18 protein-coding genes and 3 pseudogenes are annotated in these 18,505 nt (G+C 54.0%); 12 read left to right on the forward strand and 9 right to left on the reverse strand.

Annotated elements, in window-relative coordinates; translation table 11 throughout:
- Nucleotides 1-134 precede the first annotated feature (134 nt).
- Both J3D54_RS19905 and J3D54_RS19910 read right to left on the reverse strand, forming a co-directional pair.
- On the reverse strand, nt 135-920 hold the full coding sequence (locus tag J3D54_RS19905; protein WP_253421864.1) for an alpha/beta fold hydrolase: 786 nt from the start codon (nt 918-920) through the stop codon (nt 135-137).
- Between the two features lie 278 nt (nt 921-1,198).
- A complete protein-coding gene (locus tag J3D54_RS19910; RefSeq protein ID WP_253421869.1) occupies nt 1,199-1,534 on the reverse strand; it encodes a cytochrome c in 336 nt (111 codons plus the stop codon).
- Between the two features lie 562 nt (nt 1,535-2,096).
- Between J3D54_RS19910 and J3D54_RS19915 the strand changes: the two genes are divergently transcribed.
- The 3 genes from J3D54_RS19915 to J3D54_RS19925 all read left to right on the forward strand — a co-directional run bounded on the left by J3D54_RS19915 (nt 2,097) and on the right by J3D54_RS19925 (nt 4,362).
- Complete coding sequence (locus J3D54_RS19915; RefSeq protein ID WP_253421871.1) at nt 2,097-2,351, forward strand: hypothetical protein; 255 nt, start codon at nt 2,097-2,099, stop codon at nt 2,349-2,351.
- 401 nt (nt 2,352-2,752) lie between these two features.
- Nucleotides 2,753-3,166 (forward strand): hypothetical protein, encoded by a 414-nt coding sequence (locus J3D54_RS19920; RefSeq protein WP_253421874.1) that lies wholly within the window; start codon nt 2,753-2,755, stop codon nt 3,164-3,166.
- A gap of 416 nt (nt 3,167-3,582) precedes the next feature.
- A complete protein-coding gene (locus tag J3D54_RS19925) occupies nt 3,583-4,362 on the forward strand; it encodes a zinc ribbon domain-containing protein (protein ID WP_253421876.1) in 780 nt (259 codons plus the stop codon).
- A gap of 59 nt (nt 4,363-4,421) precedes the next feature.
- On the opposite strand, the gene J3D54_RS19930 is transcribed toward J3D54_RS19925, so the two are convergent.
- Nucleotides 4,422-5,198, reverse strand: coding sequence for a nucleotidyltransferase domain-containing protein (locus tag J3D54_RS19930; protein WP_253421878.1), 777 nt, complete (start codon nt 5,196-5,198; stop codon nt 4,422-4,424).
- 475 nt (nt 5,199-5,673) lie between these two features.
- Nucleotides 5,674-5,943, reverse strand: a complete 270-nt coding sequence (locus J3D54_RS30415) for a cytochrome c (RefSeq protein WP_367399620.1) — start codon at nt 5,941-5,943, stop codon at nt 5,674-5,676.
- Between the two features lie 300 nt (nt 5,944-6,243).
- Here J3D54_RS30415 and J3D54_RS19935 point away from each other — a divergent pair.
- Nucleotides 6,244-6,703 (forward strand): annotated as a pseudogene (locus tag J3D54_RS19935) (IS66 family transposase zinc-finger binding domain-containing protein); the annotation flags it as partial.
- Between the two features lie 232 nt (nt 6,704-6,935).
- Here J3D54_RS19935 and J3D54_RS19940 read toward each other — a convergent pair.
- A complete protein-coding gene (locus J3D54_RS19940) occupies nt 6,936-7,403 on the reverse strand; it encodes a hypothetical protein (RefSeq protein WP_253421880.1) in 468 nt (155 codons plus the stop codon).
- A gap of 467 nt (nt 7,404-7,870) precedes the next feature.
- On the opposite strand from J3D54_RS19940, the pseudogene J3D54_RS19945 reads away from it, so the two are divergent.
- The 6 genes and pseudogenes from J3D54_RS19945 to J3D54_RS19970 all read left to right on the forward strand — a co-directional run.
- Nucleotides 7,871-8,080 (forward strand): annotated as a pseudogene (locus J3D54_RS19945) (hypothetical protein); the annotation flags it as partial.
- A 212-nt stretch (nt 8,081-8,292) separates the two neighbouring features.
- Nucleotides 8,293-9,489, forward strand: coding sequence for an enoyl-ACP reductase FabV (fabV, locus tag J3D54_RS19950; RefSeq protein ID WP_253421882.1), 1,197 nt, complete (start codon nt 8,293-8,295; stop codon nt 9,487-9,489).
- A gap of 222 nt (nt 9,490-9,711) precedes the next feature.
- Nucleotides 9,712-10,149, forward strand: a complete 438-nt coding sequence (locus J3D54_RS19955; RefSeq protein WP_253421886.1) for a hypothetical protein — start codon at nt 9,712-9,714, stop codon at nt 10,147-10,149.
- A 273-nt stretch (nt 10,150-10,422) separates the two neighbouring features.
- A complete protein-coding gene (locus J3D54_RS19960) occupies nt 10,423-10,728 on the forward strand; it encodes an NIPSNAP family protein (protein ID WP_253421889.1) in 306 nt (101 codons plus the stop codon).
- Between the two features lie 82 nt (nt 10,729-10,810).
- Nucleotides 10,811-12,028, forward strand: a pseudogene (locus J3D54_RS19965) (IS1182 family transposase); the annotation flags it as partial.
- A 502-nt stretch (nt 12,029-12,530) separates the two neighbouring features.
- Nucleotides 12,531-13,112, forward strand: coding sequence for a DUF4157 domain-containing protein (locus tag J3D54_RS19970; protein WP_253421892.1), 582 nt, complete (start codon nt 12,531-12,533; stop codon nt 13,110-13,112).
- A 9-nt stretch (nt 13,113-13,121) separates the two neighbouring features.
- Here J3D54_RS19970 and J3D54_RS19975 read toward each other — a convergent pair whose 3' ends face one another.
- Together J3D54_RS19975 and J3D54_RS19980 are read right to left on the reverse strand one after the other, a co-directional pair.
- Entirely contained in the window at nt 13,122-13,574 is a 453-nt protein-coding gene (locus J3D54_RS19975; protein WP_253421895.1) for a thiol-disulfide oxidoreductase DCC family protein, read from the reverse strand.
- A gap of 179 nt (nt 13,575-13,753) precedes the next feature.
- Nucleotides 13,754-13,924, reverse strand: a complete 171-nt coding sequence (locus J3D54_RS19980; RefSeq protein WP_253421898.1) for a hypothetical protein — start codon at nt 13,922-13,924, stop codon at nt 13,754-13,756.
- A gap of 226 nt (nt 13,925-14,150) precedes the next feature.
- Here J3D54_RS19980 and J3D54_RS19985 point away from each other — a divergent pair, with 226 nt between their 5' ends.
- Nucleotides 14,151-14,846, forward strand: coding sequence for a tRNA (adenine(22)-N(1))-methyltransferase TrmK (locus J3D54_RS19985; RefSeq protein WP_253421901.1), 696 nt, complete (start codon nt 14,151-14,153; stop codon nt 14,844-14,846).
- 67 nt (nt 14,847-14,913) lie between these two features.
- Here J3D54_RS19985 and tssI read toward each other — a convergent pair whose 3' ends face one another.
- Both tssI and J3D54_RS19995 read right to left on the reverse strand, forming a co-directional pair.
- Nucleotides 14,914-16,089, reverse strand: a complete 1,176-nt coding sequence (gene tssI / locus J3D54_RS19990; RefSeq protein ID WP_253421904.1) for a type VI secretion system tip protein TssI/VgrG — start codon at nt 16,087-16,089, stop codon at nt 14,914-14,916.
- 359 nt (nt 16,090-16,448) lie between these two features.
- A complete protein-coding gene (locus J3D54_RS19995) occupies nt 16,449-17,552 on the reverse strand; it encodes a polyamine ABC transporter substrate-binding protein (RefSeq protein WP_253421907.1) in 1,104 nt (367 codons plus the stop codon).
- 138 nt (nt 17,553-17,690) lie between these two features.
- Here J3D54_RS19995 and J3D54_RS20000 point away from each other — a divergent pair, with 138 nt between their 5' ends.
- Nucleotides 17,691-18,482, forward strand: coding sequence for a response regulator transcription factor (locus J3D54_RS20000; protein WP_253421909.1), 792 nt, complete (start codon nt 17,691-17,693; stop codon nt 18,480-18,482).
- Nucleotides 18,483-18,505 lie beyond the last annotated feature (23 nt).

Here is an 18,505-nt window from a genome sequence, read left to right on the forward strand (position 1 = left end):
TTTTTTTCATCTCTACGCGGTTTGCGCAGAGTATCCGGCGAGGTTAGGAGCGATATGCCTCCGGTTGTCTGGCTTCTATCCGAGAGGCACGGGGCCACACAATCAGTCCGACGCGGTGGCAACAAGTGCTCCGCTCACCCGCAGGCCAGATGTCTCTCGATCAACCTCGCCACTTCGGCTGCGTGAGTAAAGCCCAGACTGTGATCGGCGCCAGGGAAAACGTGTAGTTCAGCACGGGGTAACAGTTGAGCAAGGCGCTGGCCGACGCGAACGGGGCTGATCAGATCAGAATCTCCCCAGAGGAGCAGGACTGGCATGCGCAACTCGACCAACCGGAGCGTGAGGTCGGTGCGGTCGTCGAGAAACCAACTCGGCAGTGTCGGGTTGGCGGCAGCAAAATCCGGGCGCCAGTCATGCGCGCCCAGAGCAGACATATCCACCCCGCCAGAGGTAACGGTCAGCGTCAGGTGCGTGATCAGCTCAGGGCGTTCAAGCGCCGCAAGCACAGCGACTATGCCGCCCATGGACTGTGCCACCAGCGCTGTGGGGCGGTCGATCTCGGCCAGCACGCGCGCCACCAGATCATCCATGCCAGTCACGCCAGGCAAGGGCGGAGTGTCTCCAAAGCCGGGCCAGCCGATATGGACCTGCTGCGCCGGGTGGGCCAAGCGCTCAGCAACCGGATGCCAAAACCGGGTGTTACCTGAGGCTCCGGGCAGGAAGAGGAGTTTGGCGGGGGATGCGATCACAGGTTCGGTCCTTGAAGGTGGGATTGAAAGAGTCAGCAGGAGGAAAAAATGGATACCACGAGGTTCGATGACCACTTCGGAACGAGAGCCGCCGGTAGTGAAGGGCAACTCGCGCCCCAAAGCAGCCCACCATAACAGGTAGCCTCCCGACCTAACGTAGCCCAGCTCCATCCGTACTACTAGATGCCTTGGGCGCGTTTAGGTTTGTGGGATGCCAACCACTCTTTCTGCTCAGCGTCGATGAAGCTGCCGAAGATGCGAAACATAGACGTCAGGTATGGCCACTTCTCCTTTGAATCAGGAAAGCGTAGCAGCCAAAAAAATGGCCCGCATGCGGGCGGGCCAAATGGGGATTCTTCAAAGGAGCAGGGATAATCTGCGCTCCATTCTGTGAGCACTGCGTGAAAAGCATGTCGCCGAAACGAAAGTATTCGGTCGAAGCAAACACACTACTTTTGCTGATGCAGGTATTTCTGAATTGCATCAATTTCAAGTTTGCCTGGCTTTACACCGTTGTCAGATTTGAAGCTAGCGCTAGCCCAATGCGGCATTGGCGCCTTCAGAGGCTTCCCATGGTCGTCGATACCGCTCAGCACGGCTCGCTCAAAAACTTTTGATTTCCACTCACTGGCATCTCCGGCCAGCTTAGGTGCCGATCCTCCCGTGCCTCGAGGCCCGTGACAAACAACGCAGTTATCTTGAAAAAGTTTTTCACCATCTGGCGGTGATGCCATTGCCGATGAGCAGGTGAGTAGGGCTATAAACATCAGAAATGCGCATTTCATTTTAGGCTCCTGGCGACCCAACGATGACGTGAGCTGCTTAGGGACGCTAAGTGAGAGCGTAGCAGGAGGCGAATGACGATGGGCGAGAGGACTTCAGGTAGCGAATCCCGACGCTGGGCCGGACTGCTTTCTCATGCGTGCTGGATTAGCTTGATCTGCCGCTGGACTGCGGTAAGCGACTCGCCAGCCTCCTTGACGGCTGATCGTATCTCATTCTTGGAGACCACACATTTTTTGTGCCCAGTACTTAAGCTCGCTACCGTCCCTAACGTGAACTCTGATCTCGTCTGTGCCGCAAATGTGTTTGCGCTACTCCATAGGGCTCTCCGTGTCTTGTTCATGGTGTGAGGCGATTAAAGGATTTTAGGTGTTCGGCGCGTGTTCGCGCCGCTACGCGAAATCTGAGCCCGGAATCCTCTGCTCAATGTAAAGATTTCAATCTCAAACGCGTACTTTTCTACCGTGGAAACCATGGCCGACTTTTTCAACAGAATCGGCCGAAATCGGACGTCGGTATGGTTAGAATCGGTGGCGCCCTCTATCGTTCAGGACACAGAATTCGATGAGCAGACTTTCAATGCTGATCGCGGAAGCTCGATCAGGGCTTTCCACCCAGGAGCGGATCCCCCATGAAAAATGGGCAGCGATTGCGTCGCAATGCGGAGCCGCGGAAACTGTAGAGATAGAGAGGCGCGTCGCATCCCTCAGGGCCGAGTTGGAAACGATCGAAGCGTGGGATGGCGACACGATGGATGACATCAACATCGCGATCAACCATTTTTCTCAGCTACTGAGAATGGCTGCTGGCGCGCTCTAATCATTCACGGGCCGGGCTCAAGAGTCAGATCTGTCTGTGTGGGATCAGAAGCAGTCGGGCATGACTGCTCCCGAGCCAAAGCGGACGTCATCGAAAGTCCCGGGACCCGCCCTGGGTGGGAAGAGTAGCTGCATGAAGCGCCCGGGTTGGGCGTGTAAAAAATATGTTCCTGTAGCGGAAACTTGGTGCGCGGCGCTCAGTCTGTATTGGTAGTGGCAGGCTGCCACCCTTGCTGATTCGATCAGCTGCGCAAGGCTGCCCTGTCCCAGGCCTGCTCAAGGAGTTCGAGACACCAAGCCATTCAACCCTCTTTTGTATGCCAATGCACAAGCGCCCGAGTATGGTCCGCGCGGGCGTGATGACTTTGCCAGTGATTTCGAGACATCTCGTAAGGAACTTTCATGAAGCTTAAGGTTGTTCTGCTAGGTTCGATTTTGATTGCTTCGCCGCTGTATCAAACCTTTGCAGACAGTTGCAGTGCAAATATTACAGGCGGTTACGATTGTAGATACGATGATGGAACAACTTCTTCCAGCAGCGCGAACATTATGGGAGGGCAGGACACCCGCTACAGCGATGGCCGTACATCGCAAAGCAGCGCGAACATTATGGGCGGGCAAGATACCCGTTATAGCGATGGTCGCACGTCGCAAAGCAGCTCGAACATTATGGGCGGGCAAGATACCCGCTACAGCGATGGCCGCACGTCGCAAAGCAGTGCAAACATTATGGGAGGTCAGGATACCCGCTACAGCGATGGTCGTACGTCCCAAAGCAGAGCGAACATTCTGGGTGGACAGGATACGGGTTATTGAAACAGCGCATTACCGCGCGAGTTTGGGTGTTGGCATCGGAAATTAATTCAGCCCTCTTGGAGGGCCGGGCATTTGCCCTCCAGGATATTGCAGTAATACTCTCGCGACAGCGTGGCAACCTACCTCTCTCTCCATTGGACATAAAGGCGCACGGTTATTGAACACGTTCTCCGTGTAAAAGTGGTACGAACCTGCGCCTGAAACTCTGGCGATGGATGGCACAGTGATGGCCAGGAAACAGGATCTATGATCCAATCCGGGTAAGAGGTTTACGGAGATGCTCTGTAGCGAAGGCCGCAAGCATCGCGTGAGAACGGACAGTGACTGACCTGGTCAATCATTGCTCAGGTGAGTGGATGCAGTAGGCCGGCCACGATAGCCGGCTTTTTCATGGATATAGATAGGAAAGGAAAAAAATGGCGTTAACACCTTGTAAGTCCTGTAAACACAAAGTTGATACCTCTGCGAAAACCTGTCCCAGCTGTGGAGTAGCGAACCCTGGCGTTACGTTAGTAGGGAAGATCGGTGCACTGGTAATCCTGGGGATCGTCATTGCTTTGGGGGTCTTGATGTGGACAGGGACTAGCAAAGAAAAATCCGTGGAGAAGGTATCGCAGAGCGCCGACATACCTAAGTATTTGATCACTGAGGACGAATTTCGTGAAGGTGGGCCGCGGCGGGTACAGGTTCTTTTGAATCAGCGATTTACTGATGAGCAGCTAGCTGAGGTTGCCAATACTATTCATGCCAATTCCAAATCTAATGCGATAAGAACTTTCATAGGATTTCGCGTCGAAGGGCAAAGCAACAAGTCGTACTGGGCACAGGCTAAATTCGATCCTGATTACGAAAGCACGCTCTACGGTCTCAGCGTCACGGAATACCAGTACCTGAAAACGTTGAGCTTGAAAGACTATCCGGATCGAATCGGCACCTGGCTGAATGACGGTGCGCTTGGCCACGTGATGGTGCTTTACCAGCGTGATGGAAAATATCTAATCGATAACATATTCCCTACTGGTGGGAAAAATACGGAAAGTTACGTCGCACAAACGCTCCCCGATGGCGGATTGCGCTTGCAGACCCCCGATAATGCTTTCGGTCAATACTATGTTGTTGATGCTAAGGGGACATTGCAGGGGGGGGGAGAAAACGGTGTTTACCTGACTCTGTCTCCGCACAAACCAGCGCTATAAAGGTATGTGTGCAACTATTGCTGCCTGTCGCGAGGGGCAGCAATCGACCCAAAGCGGACCTAACCGGTTTCTGTAGCCATCCAGGTCAAAAAATTATGGAGCCGAGTCGTAAACTCTTTTGGTTTAGCGTACGGGTTCCTTGCCTGGGACAAGAAAAAAGAGATCTGCATTCTCATGCACGGGAAATGCTGAACAAACAGCTCGACATGCTCTTCCAGTGTTTGCGGCCACATCAGGTCCTGTTCAGAGCGAAGTACTTGAGTTGACCGGATGAGTTTGCGCGAGGCTTCGCGTTGCAAGCGTAGCGATTGCGTCGGTGTGGTCGCCTGATCGATAAGATCGGCATATCGGGTCAGTACGGATTCAAAATCACCATTCACGGCAATGGCGATATCACGCGACGGCTTGAACCGGTCGAAGCGTTTGGTCAGATCATTCCCCCATAAGCAACGACAGTGATGCTTGAGCCAATACCCCCAGCTCAATCGATTGTCAGCCGCCAATACTTCAGAACGACTACCGATGTCGAAATCGATCTTGATGACTTCGGCATGCCGACTTTCCAGCGTGCGCCTTTTCGACTCCAGCATTTCCAGATCCTGCGACGTAGGAGGGCTGTGCAGAACAAGGGCTAGGTCCAGGTCAGAAACCCCCGGCACAGCGTCGCCTCTAGCGACGCTGCCATAAAGATAAATCCCGTCCAGCAGAGGTTCCGATCGAGCGAGCGTCATGCGAACGTCCACCAGTAAATCCTGAAACTGTGGCTGCACCTCGACGTTGAGCACGGTGAGGATATAACCGTCTGCATCAATGCCACGAGGATGGAATCGTTCCATGAAGCTGTCCGTGAGTTGTGTTCAGAGAGGTACTTTAACAGAGCCGATAGTGGCTGCTTCTGGACGGTTTCTGTCTGTCGGCAAGGGCAGCTCTCGACAGCCCTCCATAACAGGTAGCCTCCCGACCTAACGTAGCCGCCAGTGCTAAATGACTTTTTACGATGGCCCGCAGTCTGGATCTGGCCGCCAGCTCCATCCGTACTACTAGATGCCTTTGGCGCGTTTAGGCTTGTGGGATGCCAACCACTCTTTCTGCTCAGCGTCGATGAAGCTGTCGAAGATGCGAAACATAGACGTCAGGCATGGCCACTTCTCCTTTGAATCAGGAAAGCGTAGCAGCCAAAAAAATGGCCCGCATGCGGGCGGGCCAAATGGGAATTCTTCAAAGGAGCAGGGGTAATCTGCGCTCCATTCTGTGAACACTGCGTGAAAAGCATGTCGCCAAAACGAAAGCAATTTGGTCGAAGCAAACACACTACTTTTGCTGACGCAGGTATTTCTGAATTGCATCAATTTCAAGTTTGCCTGGCTTTACACCGTTGTCAGATTTGAAGCTAGCGCTAGCCCAATGCGGCATTGGCGCCTTCAGAGGCTTCCCATGGTCGTCGATACCGCTCAGCACGGCTCGCTCAAAAATTTTTGATTTCCACTCACTGGCATCTCCGGCCAGCTTAGGTGCCGATCCTCCCGTGCCTCGAGGCCCGTGACAAACAACGCAGTTATCTTGAAAAAAGTTTTTCACCATCTGGCGGTGATGCCATTGCCGATGAGCAGGTGAGTAGGGCTATAAACGTCAGAAATGCGCATTTCATTTTAGGCTCCTGGCGACCCAACGATGACGTGAGCTGCTTAGGGACGCTAAGTGAGAGCGTAGCAGGAGGCGAATGACGATGGGCGAGAGGACTTCAGATAGCGAATCCCGACGCTGAGTCGGACTGCTTTCTGATGCGTGCTGGATTAGCAATTAGCGCCTCGGCCTGCTGCCGCAGGCGATCTGCTTTTGTAAAATCCAGGGCATGACTCTTCCTCGCCCAACCTCGACCAAATGACCCCCGACCAACTGCGTGCATTCGCTTCGCAGTTGATGTCGAAGGTCGACACCATGGGCAGAAAGATCCACCGCGATCAAACCATCATCGAGCAACTGACCCACGAGATCGCCATCCTCAAGCGGCACAGGTTTGCCAAGCGCAGCGAGCAGATCAGCCCTGAGCAAGGCAACTTGCTCGACGACCTGCTCAACACAGATCATCGGCGAAGACGTCAGCGAGAAGCTGGATTACACGCCGGGCGTGTTCACCGTCGAACAGCATGTGCGCGAAAAATGGGCCTGCCGTCAGTGCGAAACACTGATCCAGGCACCAGTGCCGGCCCAGGTTATCGACAAGGGAATTCCAACCGCAGGCCTGCTGGCTCATGTGATGGTGGCGAAGTTCGCTGACCACTTACCGTTGTACCGGCAGGAGAAAATCTTTGGCCGAGCCGGCTTAGCCATCGCGCGTTCGCGCTGGGTCAACATCCAGTCGTGCAGGGCTTTCACTAACGGCGCCGCTTTTTCTTGCCATATCCGCAAGCGATCCTCATCACTCATGTCCCGTTCCCAACGGATCAGCGACGGCCGAAGCCTTAGTCAACTGTGGATGCCGGCCTAGTCATGCAAGACGGATTGGCTGGACGCTTGCGGTCTAGGGAATGGCCTGAGGCGATGAACGAGCGACGGCGCCCACCTTATCGGCATCATCCTGGGCAGCTCAACTGTTCAGGGTGAAGCTCAATGGAAAAGAGTGTGCTGTTCCTGGCCAGGTAGTAATGCTCCTGGTGAAACTTGAACCTGCGCATCATCGCCAGCAACTGCGGTTCCTTGCAGGCCAGTTGCTCCAGATCACGGCGCATTCCCGCCTCCATGCTGGCCTTGCGTTCCTCGGAGAGGCTGCTCGCTGCTAAGTCGACCCTGTAGCGGTAGAAGATCGTGTCACCGTACGTCAAACCGACGTACTCAAGGGTGGTAATTGCATCCAGTTGCTTTGGCAGGGTCGCGTCCAACTGGGCGAGGCGCTCGACCAGCAGCGCCTGTTGGGCCACCTTCTCCTGCTCGGCCTTGAGCGCGAAATAGCGTCCAATCCCGGCAATCAGTACCACCGCAGCGATACCCAGATAGAAATTACGCGGGTTGCGCCGCTTCTTCGGCGCCAGCTTCATCAACATCTTGAATGACTCGTCCTGAGCATGAAAAAGCCCCTAGCGAAACTAGGAGCTACGGGTGAAAACGGCATAGCCTGACACAATACCCCCGGGGGGAGCACTCGGCCAATCCGGGGTGGTTATCAGGGCGAGCACTGCGTGAGCTGTCTGCCCAGGCCTGAACTGACTTCGACGCGCCGCGGCTCCGAATCGAGAAGCCAGGAAAAATCTCTAGCCAACCTTCAGTTGCCCAGTATGTTGCAGTTCAGCGCTCAGGGTGGTCACTGGCCCACTATCGCTCTTAATGCTGGAGTTCGAAAGGTGAATTGGCCGGACGTACATGGACGCCCCTGTTTGCCAAGGGCAGAATCGACCCAAAACTGCCGGTGGCGATAGATAGTCAAAAACGGCCAAGTGCGGACTGACATACGGATTCCGTCCATTTGCGCGAACCAATGGGCACTCTGTAACAACCGCTGAACCTAACGACTTTCGTAGAGAGGTTGCCGATGCAGGACACACCAACCATGTACGGTACCCACATGCTACGGAGAACCAAGGTATCGCTAATCTATCGCAGGACGAAGAACCTGAGAGCAGTGCGACTCCTGCTTGGCCGTACGAAGCTTGAATGTACCGTCAGATACCTGGGGATCGAGGTCGATGACGCCCTGGAAATGGCGGAACAGACGGACGTCTGACCACCCACTGCAACGGTCGAGGCTAGACCATCGCAGTCTCTTGCCAAGCTCGAGGTCGGCCAATGCCATATGACCAGAAGGAAGGATTTGTTCAAGCATTGCTTGGCGAGGCACCAATCGCTGCAGATCTTCCATCGTGACGTTCCAGCTTTCCAGGCGTCTACAACTTTGTAGCCAAGGTTGGCTCTCATCCTGGAAGAGGGAGAACTTTTATGATCATTAAACCGCGCGTTCGCGGCTTTGTCTGTGTGACTACCCACCCCACTGGCTGCGAAGCCAACGTCAAGAATCAGATCGATTACGTTACTACGAAAGGATTGATCACCGGAGGGCCAAAGAGCGTACTCGTGATCGGTGCATCGACCGGATACGGACTTGCTGCGCGGATAACGGCAGCTTTTGGTTGTGGCGCCAGCACTCTCGGTGTGTTTTTCGAACGTGAAGGCGATGAGGGCAAGCTCGGCACCGCCGGCTGGTACAACACAGCGGCCTTTCACACGTTTGCCGAGTCCGACGGCCTCTACGCCAAGAGCATCAACGGCGATGCTTTTTCCGATGAGATCAAACAGAAGACTATCGACGTTATCAAGCGCGACTTCGGGAAGGTCGACCTGGTTGTTTACAGTCTTGCCGCACCGCGCCGGACACACCCCAAGACGGGTGAAGTATTCAGTTCGACCCTCAAGCCGCTCGACAAGGCCGTGACCTTGCGGGGCCTGGATACTGATAAGGAAGTGGTCAAGGACACCACGCTACAACCCGCGATCCAAAGCGAAATCGATGGCACGGTGGCCGTGATGGGCGGCGAAGATTGGCAGATGTGGATCGATGCCCTGCACGAAGCGGGTGTTTTGGCTGATGGGGCGAAAACGACCGCGTTCACTTATCTGGGCGAAAAGCTGACTCATGACATCTACTGGAACGGCTCCATTGGTGCGGCCAAGAAGGACCTGGATCAGAAAGTCCTTGGTATCCGTGAACGGTTGGCTGTTCTGGGAGGCGACGCGCGGGTCTCGGTATTGAAAGCGGTGGTTACCCAGGCAAGTTCAGCTATCCCGATCATGCCGCTGTACCTGTCATTGTTGTTCAAAGTCATGAAGGCGCAGGGCACACACGAGGGGTGCATCGAGCAGGTCTACGCGCTCTACAAAGACAGCTTGTACGGTCATTCTCCAGTGATGGATGAAGAGGGCCGCCTGCGCGCGGACTACAAGGAGCTGGCTCCCGAAGTCCAGGACCGGGTCAAGCAACTTTGGGATCAGGTCAGCAATGACAACCTTTATGAACTTACTGATTTTGTCGGTTACAAAGCGGAGTTCCTGCGTCTCTTCGGTTTCGGGATCGAAGGGGTTGACTACGAGGCTGAGGTAGATCCGGACGTCAAGATCTCCAACCTGTTCCAGGCTTAGGTCGTAAGTATGGATAGCTGCCTCGATGCCCCATGCAGAGGCAGCTGCTGCCCAAGAGGGATTGTAACGGGATGTCCGTTTTTGGGCCGGTTGCCGCCTGTTGCGTCCACCGGTTGAATCCACAACCCTGAGCAGTGGTTCGACCTAAGCAAGAACTGACTGATAGAGTTGAGTACTCCCAGTGCGGGCAGTTCGGCTGGATTGATTTTTTGGAGTCTGATGATGGGGTTCTCAACAACACTGTGGGAGTGGTACGGCCAGGATGAGTACAAGCGAGTTCTCGCCGTGTGTGAGGCAATCCCAGCCCTTCAATTCCTGGCACTGACCCCGGATTCGCAGCGGAACGCAATCCCATACTGTCCGGCATGTGAAGCCTGGTCCGAAATGATGCTGCCGTTGAACGAGGTTCTTTCAATCTGCGGCAGCGCGTTACCAACGGAGATCAGAACACGGCTACAAGGTATCTGGGAGCTATGCGATAGCCTTACTGAGGCTGCATTTCACTGTGATGATTGGTTCATATTTGATCATGACGAATGGTGGCCGATCAGAACTGCTGCTGAAGAGCTGGTGGATCTAATGGAGTTGCTGGAAATCAATCCCTTCCTGGATGACTTGTTATTGGATTGTCGGAATGCTGTTCGCGGAATAAAGCGTTGATCTTTTGAGAAGCCCTATCACGGTGTTGAGCGTGTATGGCGCCGCACGTCCTATGTAACTGACCGCTTTTGGCCGAGACTGTGTAAAAACACCGGTTCGGCTCTGCCCAAACTATTTTAAGGTTGCCGAAGCGGTGAGGCTTGGCTTCCTAAATGGGGGGCAGTTTATTAGACCACTACAGGAAGCACTCTCTGAAGTTAACCGCCGAGCAGGAATATTCAGATCAACGCTCAATTGGTAAGCTCCTTCCTTTATCGAACAAGGACAGCTCGTGTGATTACCTGCCATGTGAAGTATCTGATTGACCCTTACCAAATTCCTGCTTTTGAAAGCTATTCACGATTGTGGATCCGGCTGGTGACTCGAATGGGAGGCTTGCACCATGGCTACTTCCTTCCTGCCGAAGGCGCAAACAATATCGCGTATTGTCTGTTCAGCTTTCAAAGCCTCGCGGACTACGAACGCTATCGCAAAGAAGCCGAAACCGATGCCGAATGCGTCAATGCGGTGACGTTGGCGGTAGAAAAGAAATTCATTGTTAGCTATGAGCGTAGCTTTATGCGTCCCGTGCTCGATTGACCTTGCTATCGGCCCAAAAGCTGTAAAAAAACGCCTCAATCCCTTGCTATGATTTCGGAAGATTTCATCGCAGGGATAGCCCATGAAGCGCTTTATTCAAGGTGAACATCGAGGCCAAAGCACCTTACTGCCCGAAAGCCTCGACGATTACGTTACGGATACCAATCCGGTGCGCGTAGTCGACGTCTTTGTCGACGAACTCGACCTGGTAAAGCTGGGTTTTGAAGGCGTCATACCGGCCGACACTGGCCGGCCTGCTTATCATCCTGCGATCCTGCTGAAGATCTACATCTACGGCTATCTCAACCGCATTCAGTCAAGCCGGCGCCTGGAGCGAGAAGCCCAGCGCAACGTCGAGTTGATGTGGCTGACTGGCCGCTTGATGCCTGATTTCAAGACCATCGCTAACTTCCGAAAAGATAACAGCAAGGCCATCCGAGGTGTCTGCCGAAAGTTCATCGTGCTGTGCCAGCAGTTGGGATTATTCGCAGAACATCTGGTTGCCATCGACGGCAGCAAATTCAAGGCGGTCAACAACCGCGACCGCAATTTCACCAGTGCCAAACTGAAGCGGCGAATGGAAGAAATTGAATCGAGCATCGACCGTTACCTGACCGCGCTCGATGCTGCTGATCGGAAAGAACCCACTTCTTCTGAGGCCAAGGTGGTGCGGCTGGAAGAAAAAATCGCCAAGCTGAAGACGCAAATGAAGGAGCTACAAGCGATTGAAATCCAGCTCAACGAGTCGCCGGATAAACAGGTCTCACTGACCGATCCAGACGCCCGCTCCATGATGACTCGCGGCACTGGAATCGTCGGCTACAACGTGCAGACAGCGGTCGATACCCAGCACCATTTGATCGTTGCGCACGAGGTCACCAATACCGGCTCCGACCGCGATCAACTTAGCTCAATGGCCAAGCAGGCCCGCGAAGCGATGGCGTCAGAAACGCTGTCGGTAGTGGCTGACCGAGGTTACTTCAAAAGCGAAGAGATCCTGTCTTGTCACGATGCAGGTATCACCGCCTATGTGCCCAAGCCGATGACCTCCCGGGCCAAAGCGGACGGGCGTTTCAATAACGATGCCTTCATCTATGACGCTGCAAAAAACCAGTACACATGTCCAGCGGGAGAGAAGTTGATCTGGCGTTTTTCCAGCGTTGAAAAAGACCTGAAGTTGCACCGTTACTGGAGTTCCAATTGCCAAGGCTGCGCACTGAAATTGCAATGCACACCGAGCAAGCAAAGGCGAGTCAGGCGCTGGGAACATGCCAACAGTTTGATTAAGGCATTGTCGGCGTAAAAGCAGCCTGTTTTCACCCATTCAAAGGACTCTAAAGCGGCGTTGGAGCGTTGCAGGTCGCTACGATGCAATCCGTGGCATTGACCTCGCGATGACTCGCCAACGAACTTCGATGCTCCGAAAATCTGAGGGGCATTAGCGTTTTTAGCCGACACCGGCAGTTATCGGCCGATTCTGTTGAAAAGGTCGGCCATGGTTTCCACGGTAGAAAAGTACGCGTTTGAGATTGAAATCTTTACATTGAGCAGTGGATTCCGGGTTCAGATTTCGCGTAGTAACGCGCAAAAAAGGAGTTATCAGCGGTCAGTATCCGGGCAGTCTGGAAGAACCGACTTTTTCAACAGAATCGGCCGGAAACTGCCGGTCGCGAAGGGCTACAATCGACAACCCAAAGCAGTCATCGAGAAGTGACCCGATAGGGATACGCTAAAATTATGCGGGGCGGCGTCGATCAATTGTGACCCCACTGTTCATGCTGCTTCCGTCCCCGGAGGGCCCAATGCCGCCCATCATCACATTCCTGGTGGCGCTGTCTGTTCTTGGCCTGACTCTTGTAGTTCAAGCCCAGACCAACACCTGCCCAGCCGGCGAGAAACAAGTGTGCCTGAACGGCTGCATCTGCCTGCCAGATCTGGGGCAGGTGCCTGATGGCATCTACCAGGTCGCGGCACCTGCCCTGGCGCTGTGGCTGACCCAAGCCCGCGCTGAAGCAGCCAGCGCCGACATCCAACCCATTCCACTGCACATCCGGGAGCAACTGCTGCGCTGGTATGCCCCCAGCGTCCTCGATGCCGCGCACTACAAAGTGGACAACGGCCAATTCAACGCCGCCACTACCATGCTGCAAAACCCCGATGTCGGTGCCGTGACGCTGATCGACATCATCCTCTTCCGGGACGCTCAAGCCGCAGAACAGGACATCGTGCTCTGGGCTCACGAACTGAAACATGTGCAGCAGTTTCAGGAATGGGGGGTAGAAGGATTTGCCCAGCGGTATACACAAGATTTCAATGCTGTGGAGGCGCCGGCTTATGCCATACAGGCTGAGGTCAGACGGGTGGTGCGGGAAGGGGCTCACTGACAAGGGCGTTTATAGGGGCGCTTTCAAAAAGCGCTGTTCATGATCAGGATCCGGCAACAGGCACGTGGCGTATTTCCCGAAGAGCCAATAACGATTAAGCGCAATGCGGTCGTATGCCCAATCTCGAAGCGTGCGAGGGAAGATGCGCAACAGGTTCACTGGACGCCAGAGTGCGGGCAACTGGGCGATGACTTCGAAAAATGCATCCGAACGCTCCCAGTAGTGTCGGTCGCGGATCACCGCCATGGTGTCGAATTGATCCACGGGCAAACCAGCCCACGCGAGCAGAGCCTGCCCCTCGGGTGACTGAACCGCCGCCAACCGCACGCGTCGCTGGCGGTCATGGCGAATCAAGAACCTCGCCCAGCCATTGCACAGCTTGCAGACACCGTCGAACAAGACCACCGTCTCTCCTGGTTTGAGCAGCGGCGCGGGAGAGGGGCGGATTTGCGAGGCGGGCATAAGCGTGGGTCCAAGGCAACCTGATTATCCCGGATCATAACCGCGTACCAGCGTTAAAGTCTGCTTTTGGCCGGAGGCTGATTGTTGGAATCGGCTGAAGTCGCCCCGCAGTAGTCAAGCCTACAAACGTGCGGATGATTCAAGGTGCGCATCACTTCCTGCCAGGCGCCGTAATCCGCTTACATCGGCGAACCACTGATGGGATTGAAGATTGTGGAATGCATCATGTGTCCCATATCCCCAGGCGACGCGCCAAAGGCGATACCGGCAGTCGCTGCTGCTTCACCAGTAAGTCCAGGCGGCTGCTTGTGCTGGGCGATTATTTCAGCCGACTGATTGGAAAGGCGCATTATTCCTGCTCCGGAATCTGCCCGGAAGGAGAAAGTGGCTTAACGCTTGAGGAGGGGGCTGCTCCTTGCCAGCAGTCAGGGTTCGCTTTGGGCCGGTACGTAAGCGATAGGTACGGGGCGAGCGATGGCCCTGGTCACATAAATTTGAAATGCATGGCGTTGCTCGACAGAATCGCAACCCGATCTGGCCAAGGTGCCGGACGTTCGTGGTGAAAAGGGGCTGCAGTTGAACCAACAGACATTGTCCATGCGCCTGGAGCGCGTGGCAGCGCATGTGCCAGCAGAGGCGCGCCTGGCCGATATCGGCTCGGATCACGGCTACCTGCCTGTGGCATTGATGCGTCGCGGCGCCATCGCTGTGGCGGTGGCCGGCGAGGTGGCATTGACGCCGTTTCGCTCGGCCGAACGCACCGTGCGCGAAAACGGCCTGGACCAGCGGATCACCGTGCGCCTGGCTAATGGCCTGGCGGCGATCGAGCCGGGAGACGGGATCACGGCGATCAGCATCTGCGGCATGGGCGGCGAGACGATCCGCGACATCCTCGACAGCGGCAAGGCGCGTCTGAGCGGCCAGGAGCGCCTGATCCTTCAACCCAACGGCGGCGAGCAGCCATTGCGCCAATGGCTGATGGAAAATGGCTACCGCATCCTCTGCGAGGAAGTGCTGCGGGAAAACCGCTTCGACTACGAAATCATCGTCGCCGAACGCGCCGGGCCGGTGATGTACACCGCCGAGGAGTTGTATTTCGGCCCGCTGCAGATGCAGGCGCGCAGCCCGGCGTTCCTGGTCAAGTGGCAACGACTGCTGCGCGAGAAGCAGCGGACCCTGAGCAACTTCGCTCAGGCGCGGCAGGCCGTGCCCGAGGAGAAGGTGCAAGACGTTGCCCGGCAGGCTCGGTGGATCACCGACCTGCTGGCTTGAGCCCTTAACCAAGTAATTGCAGAGGTAAAGTTCAACCTGGCGATTGCTGCCCTAATAGGGTTTGCGGTTAGCGGCAACACAGGCAGCCGCTGATCAGCGGTTGATCGGGGTCGCTTTCGAGAAATCTGACCATGACCTCCATTCCCGTTCGGGGGGGCGTAATTTCACAACTCCAATTGGAGGCCCCACCCAGCCAACAACTACTCTTGTCGTCAAATCTATCTTCGCGGTCCCAGGGGAACTTGACCTTGACCCTTCCGAGGCGCCGATCACTTTGGATCTCCTCGTCTTCCAGAGCGATGATCACAGCGGTCTGGTTACTTGGCATCTGAGGTTTCTTGTGAGCCAAAGGCGGACGGTAAAACACATCCCATGGAAGAACCATAAAGTGGTTGCGGTAACCCTGATGAAAGTCATCATCGTTGTCAGTGTTGCCGTGGGCGACGTTCTTACCCAATACCTGTGGTTGCTTGCCTTCGTGGATGACCTGAGTCAGTAGCCATAGGTCGTTCCATTCCTGGCGCGGGTGCCCAGAGATTTCCAGAGCATGGCCACTGACTAACCGGGTCTGGTCACCTTGCCCTTCAGCTTGACGATAAGCCGCGTAGGAGTGCCCCATAGTGCGCAGATTTATCCTGGCGCTCTCTTGTCTATTAGCAGTGTGTTGCCCAATCCTGGGAAAAACTGCCTGATCATCGCCGAAGACCAGCACGTGGCCTTGAGCGCTATGTTGGAAGTGGAAGTGAATACCTTCTTCTTCGCACAAGCGCTGAATAAAGTGCAAATCCGTTTCGTCATACTGGGTGCAGTAGTCACGTTCGGGGTAGGTCGACCCCAGATGAAACCGATAAGCGTCGCCCAAAATCCCGTGCTCTTCCAGTATCAAGGAGACGATTTTCGGCACCGAGAACTGTTGATAGATCCTCCGATTAATGCGGTGGCGCAAGTAGGACAGGTGCGGTACGAGAGCCAGCTTGTAGCACGTCAAACGCTGACCATTCCCGCTTTGAGCGATGTGATAAACCCGCCCATGAATGCCGTTGCCCTTCGTGTCGAAGGTCAGAAAAGCCTCTATGTCGAAGAGGCCTTCGAGATCCAGGTCAGACCGGTCGCTAACAAGCTCCACGTTGAAGAGGTAAGGCCTGCTGATCGCCTCCTCTCCGGTGAATGCGAGCACTTGAAAATCGTGCTCAAAACCGTCGATTGTCAAACTGAAAGGCGTTTGATTGGCTGAGCTGAACATCCACTGTTCTCTTCTTACATAAGGTGTTGAATTGACGCTGTCGCAGACAGCAATGTCAGCAAGTCGGGTGAATTCAGCCCAGGGCTAGACCTATAACCGAGAGAGGCTCAGCCAGTTTTACAAACGATTCTGCAAGGCGAGTGTGTTCCACCGGGCGTTTAAACAATGGACCGGAGAGCACTCTGGGTAATGCCGGACAAAGTGAAGTAACAGACACTAACCCACTGGCTCAGCGTCCGCTGTATATCGGCGTTTGTGTCTTACTCTTCGGACATAAATAGCGTCAACCTGCTGCTCGCCCCACGCCCACGTATAAAATAAGGACTTGCATCGAGCAACAGGCGACAAATCAAGTCAGATCACACACCACTCTTCACTTTGGTCCAGATCCGTGTGCGGATTCGTTCCAGCTTCAATGGCAGTGGCTCAAGTGGAATAAGTGTAGCAATAGTCTTTTTGTCCGGATAAATCCAAGGATTGTCTCGCAGCTTCTGTTCGACAAACTCAGTGGCATCTTTATTAGCGTTAGGATATAGAGTGTGGTTTGAGGTCTTGGCAATAATTTCTGGTCGCAACATATAATTAATGAACGCCATACCTTCCTTCGGGTGGGGAGCGTCTTTTAGCAGAACCAGATTTTCCGACCAGACCAGCGCCCCTTCGCGAGGAAGGCTGTAGTGAATCTTGCGTCCAGTATTGGCCTTCTCGTTGATGGCCTGCGCAGCAAGGGCACCATTGGCCCATCCCACAACTACGCAAATATTGCCGTCAGCCAGGTCAGCGTCGATTTTGGATGAGTCGAAATAGAGGACGTAGGGGCGGATTTTTAACAGCAAGGCTTGAGCTTTCTGGTAATCATCCGGGTTCCTGCTGTTGCCAGGGAGTCCAAGGTAATGCAAAGCAATCGAAATGATCTCACTTGGAGAGTCAAGCATTGCCACACCACACGACTGGAGCTTGCTAATGTTTTCCTCTTTGAAGATCAAATCCCAGCTATTCACCGGAGCATTATCACCCAATGCCGCTTTGACTTTGTCAGCGTCATAGCCAATGCCGGTAGTGCCCCATAAATAGGGCACAGCATAGCGATTACCAGGATCATTGACCGCGACCTGGGACAAGATATCAGGGTCGATATGCGACAAATTACTTAGTTGATCACGATCCAACGGCTGAAGTAATCCCGCCTGGATCAGGCCTGGCAACACATTGGAGGTAGCCACAACCACGTCATACCCAGTGTGCCCAGCCATTAACTTGCTTTGCATGATTTCGGCGCTGTCGAACGCATCCATATGCATCCTGGTGCCGGTTTCCTGCTCAAACTCCTTTGGGGTCTCCGGTGCGATAAACCCGAACCAGTTGTACAGATACATCCCAGACTCTACAGCCCCCACTGATGTGCTCATCCCTGCACAGAGAAGCGAGGCTGAAAAAAGAGTTCGCAAATGTGATTTTCTCATGCAACATCCTTGTCAAGACGATGTGCCCTCATGGCCATCGTAAGCCCTGCCAGTGAATATACCGGGCATTACCGAATAGTAAATACCTACGAATACTTAGCTCTGACCTACGAATCCCTAACCCTAAAGGGGTAGAAAATGCCGTTCGACCTTCATAGCCTGGCGTGGCACCGATCGATTGGGAAGCTGATCATGCAGTTGAACCGTCCAGAATTCTGGAGTTCGCTTATTCGTACATTGAATGAATACGTGCAAGTCGATAATTGGGTTGTATTGATTTTCAGCAGTCAACAAGTGCAAGTTGTTAGTCTTCCTGAGGTGGCAGATGCGGAGGAGGTAGATGCGTTCATTCATCGCTATGTTACAGGGTTGTATTTGCTGGATCCATTTTATATAGCTAATCGAGAAAACCCACAGAGCGGTTTCTTTCATCTGCTGGATATTGCGCCGGAATACTTCCTTGAAACTGAGTATTATCATCAATATTTTGCACAGTATATCTCTGTCGATGAGGCGCAGTACAATGTCCAGCTCGACTCCGATAGAACGTTATGTATTTCCGTTGGTAGCAAGGTCCGTTTTAATCAAGAGCAAATAACAATGCTTGATATTATCAAGCCGTGGGTGATTGCATTAATGCAACAGCGCATGTGTTTTGAAGTTGATGTAGAGAAAAAACTGACTGAACCACCTCTATGGCCAGAAACGATTACCCAGCTTGGTACACAAATAACAACGCGCGAAAGTGATGTGCTCAGGTTGTTGCTTAGTGGCTTCTCTAATAAAGAGATAGCCGGAAAGCTTTCTCTCTCGGCGGAAACGATAAAAGTTCACCGTCGTAATATTTATGCCAAATTAAATATCAAGTCGCAGTCCGAATTGTTTGCTCGATTTTTTACGCCAAAACAGGATGTTTTCTCTACAAATTGAAGCCTGTGTTTTTGTCTGGGTAT

Origin of the sequence: Pseudomonas sp. GGS8, assembly GCF_024168645.1 — a bacterium.
GTDB lineage: Bacteria > Pseudomonadota > Gammaproteobacteria > Pseudomonadales > Pseudomonadaceae > Aquipseudomonas.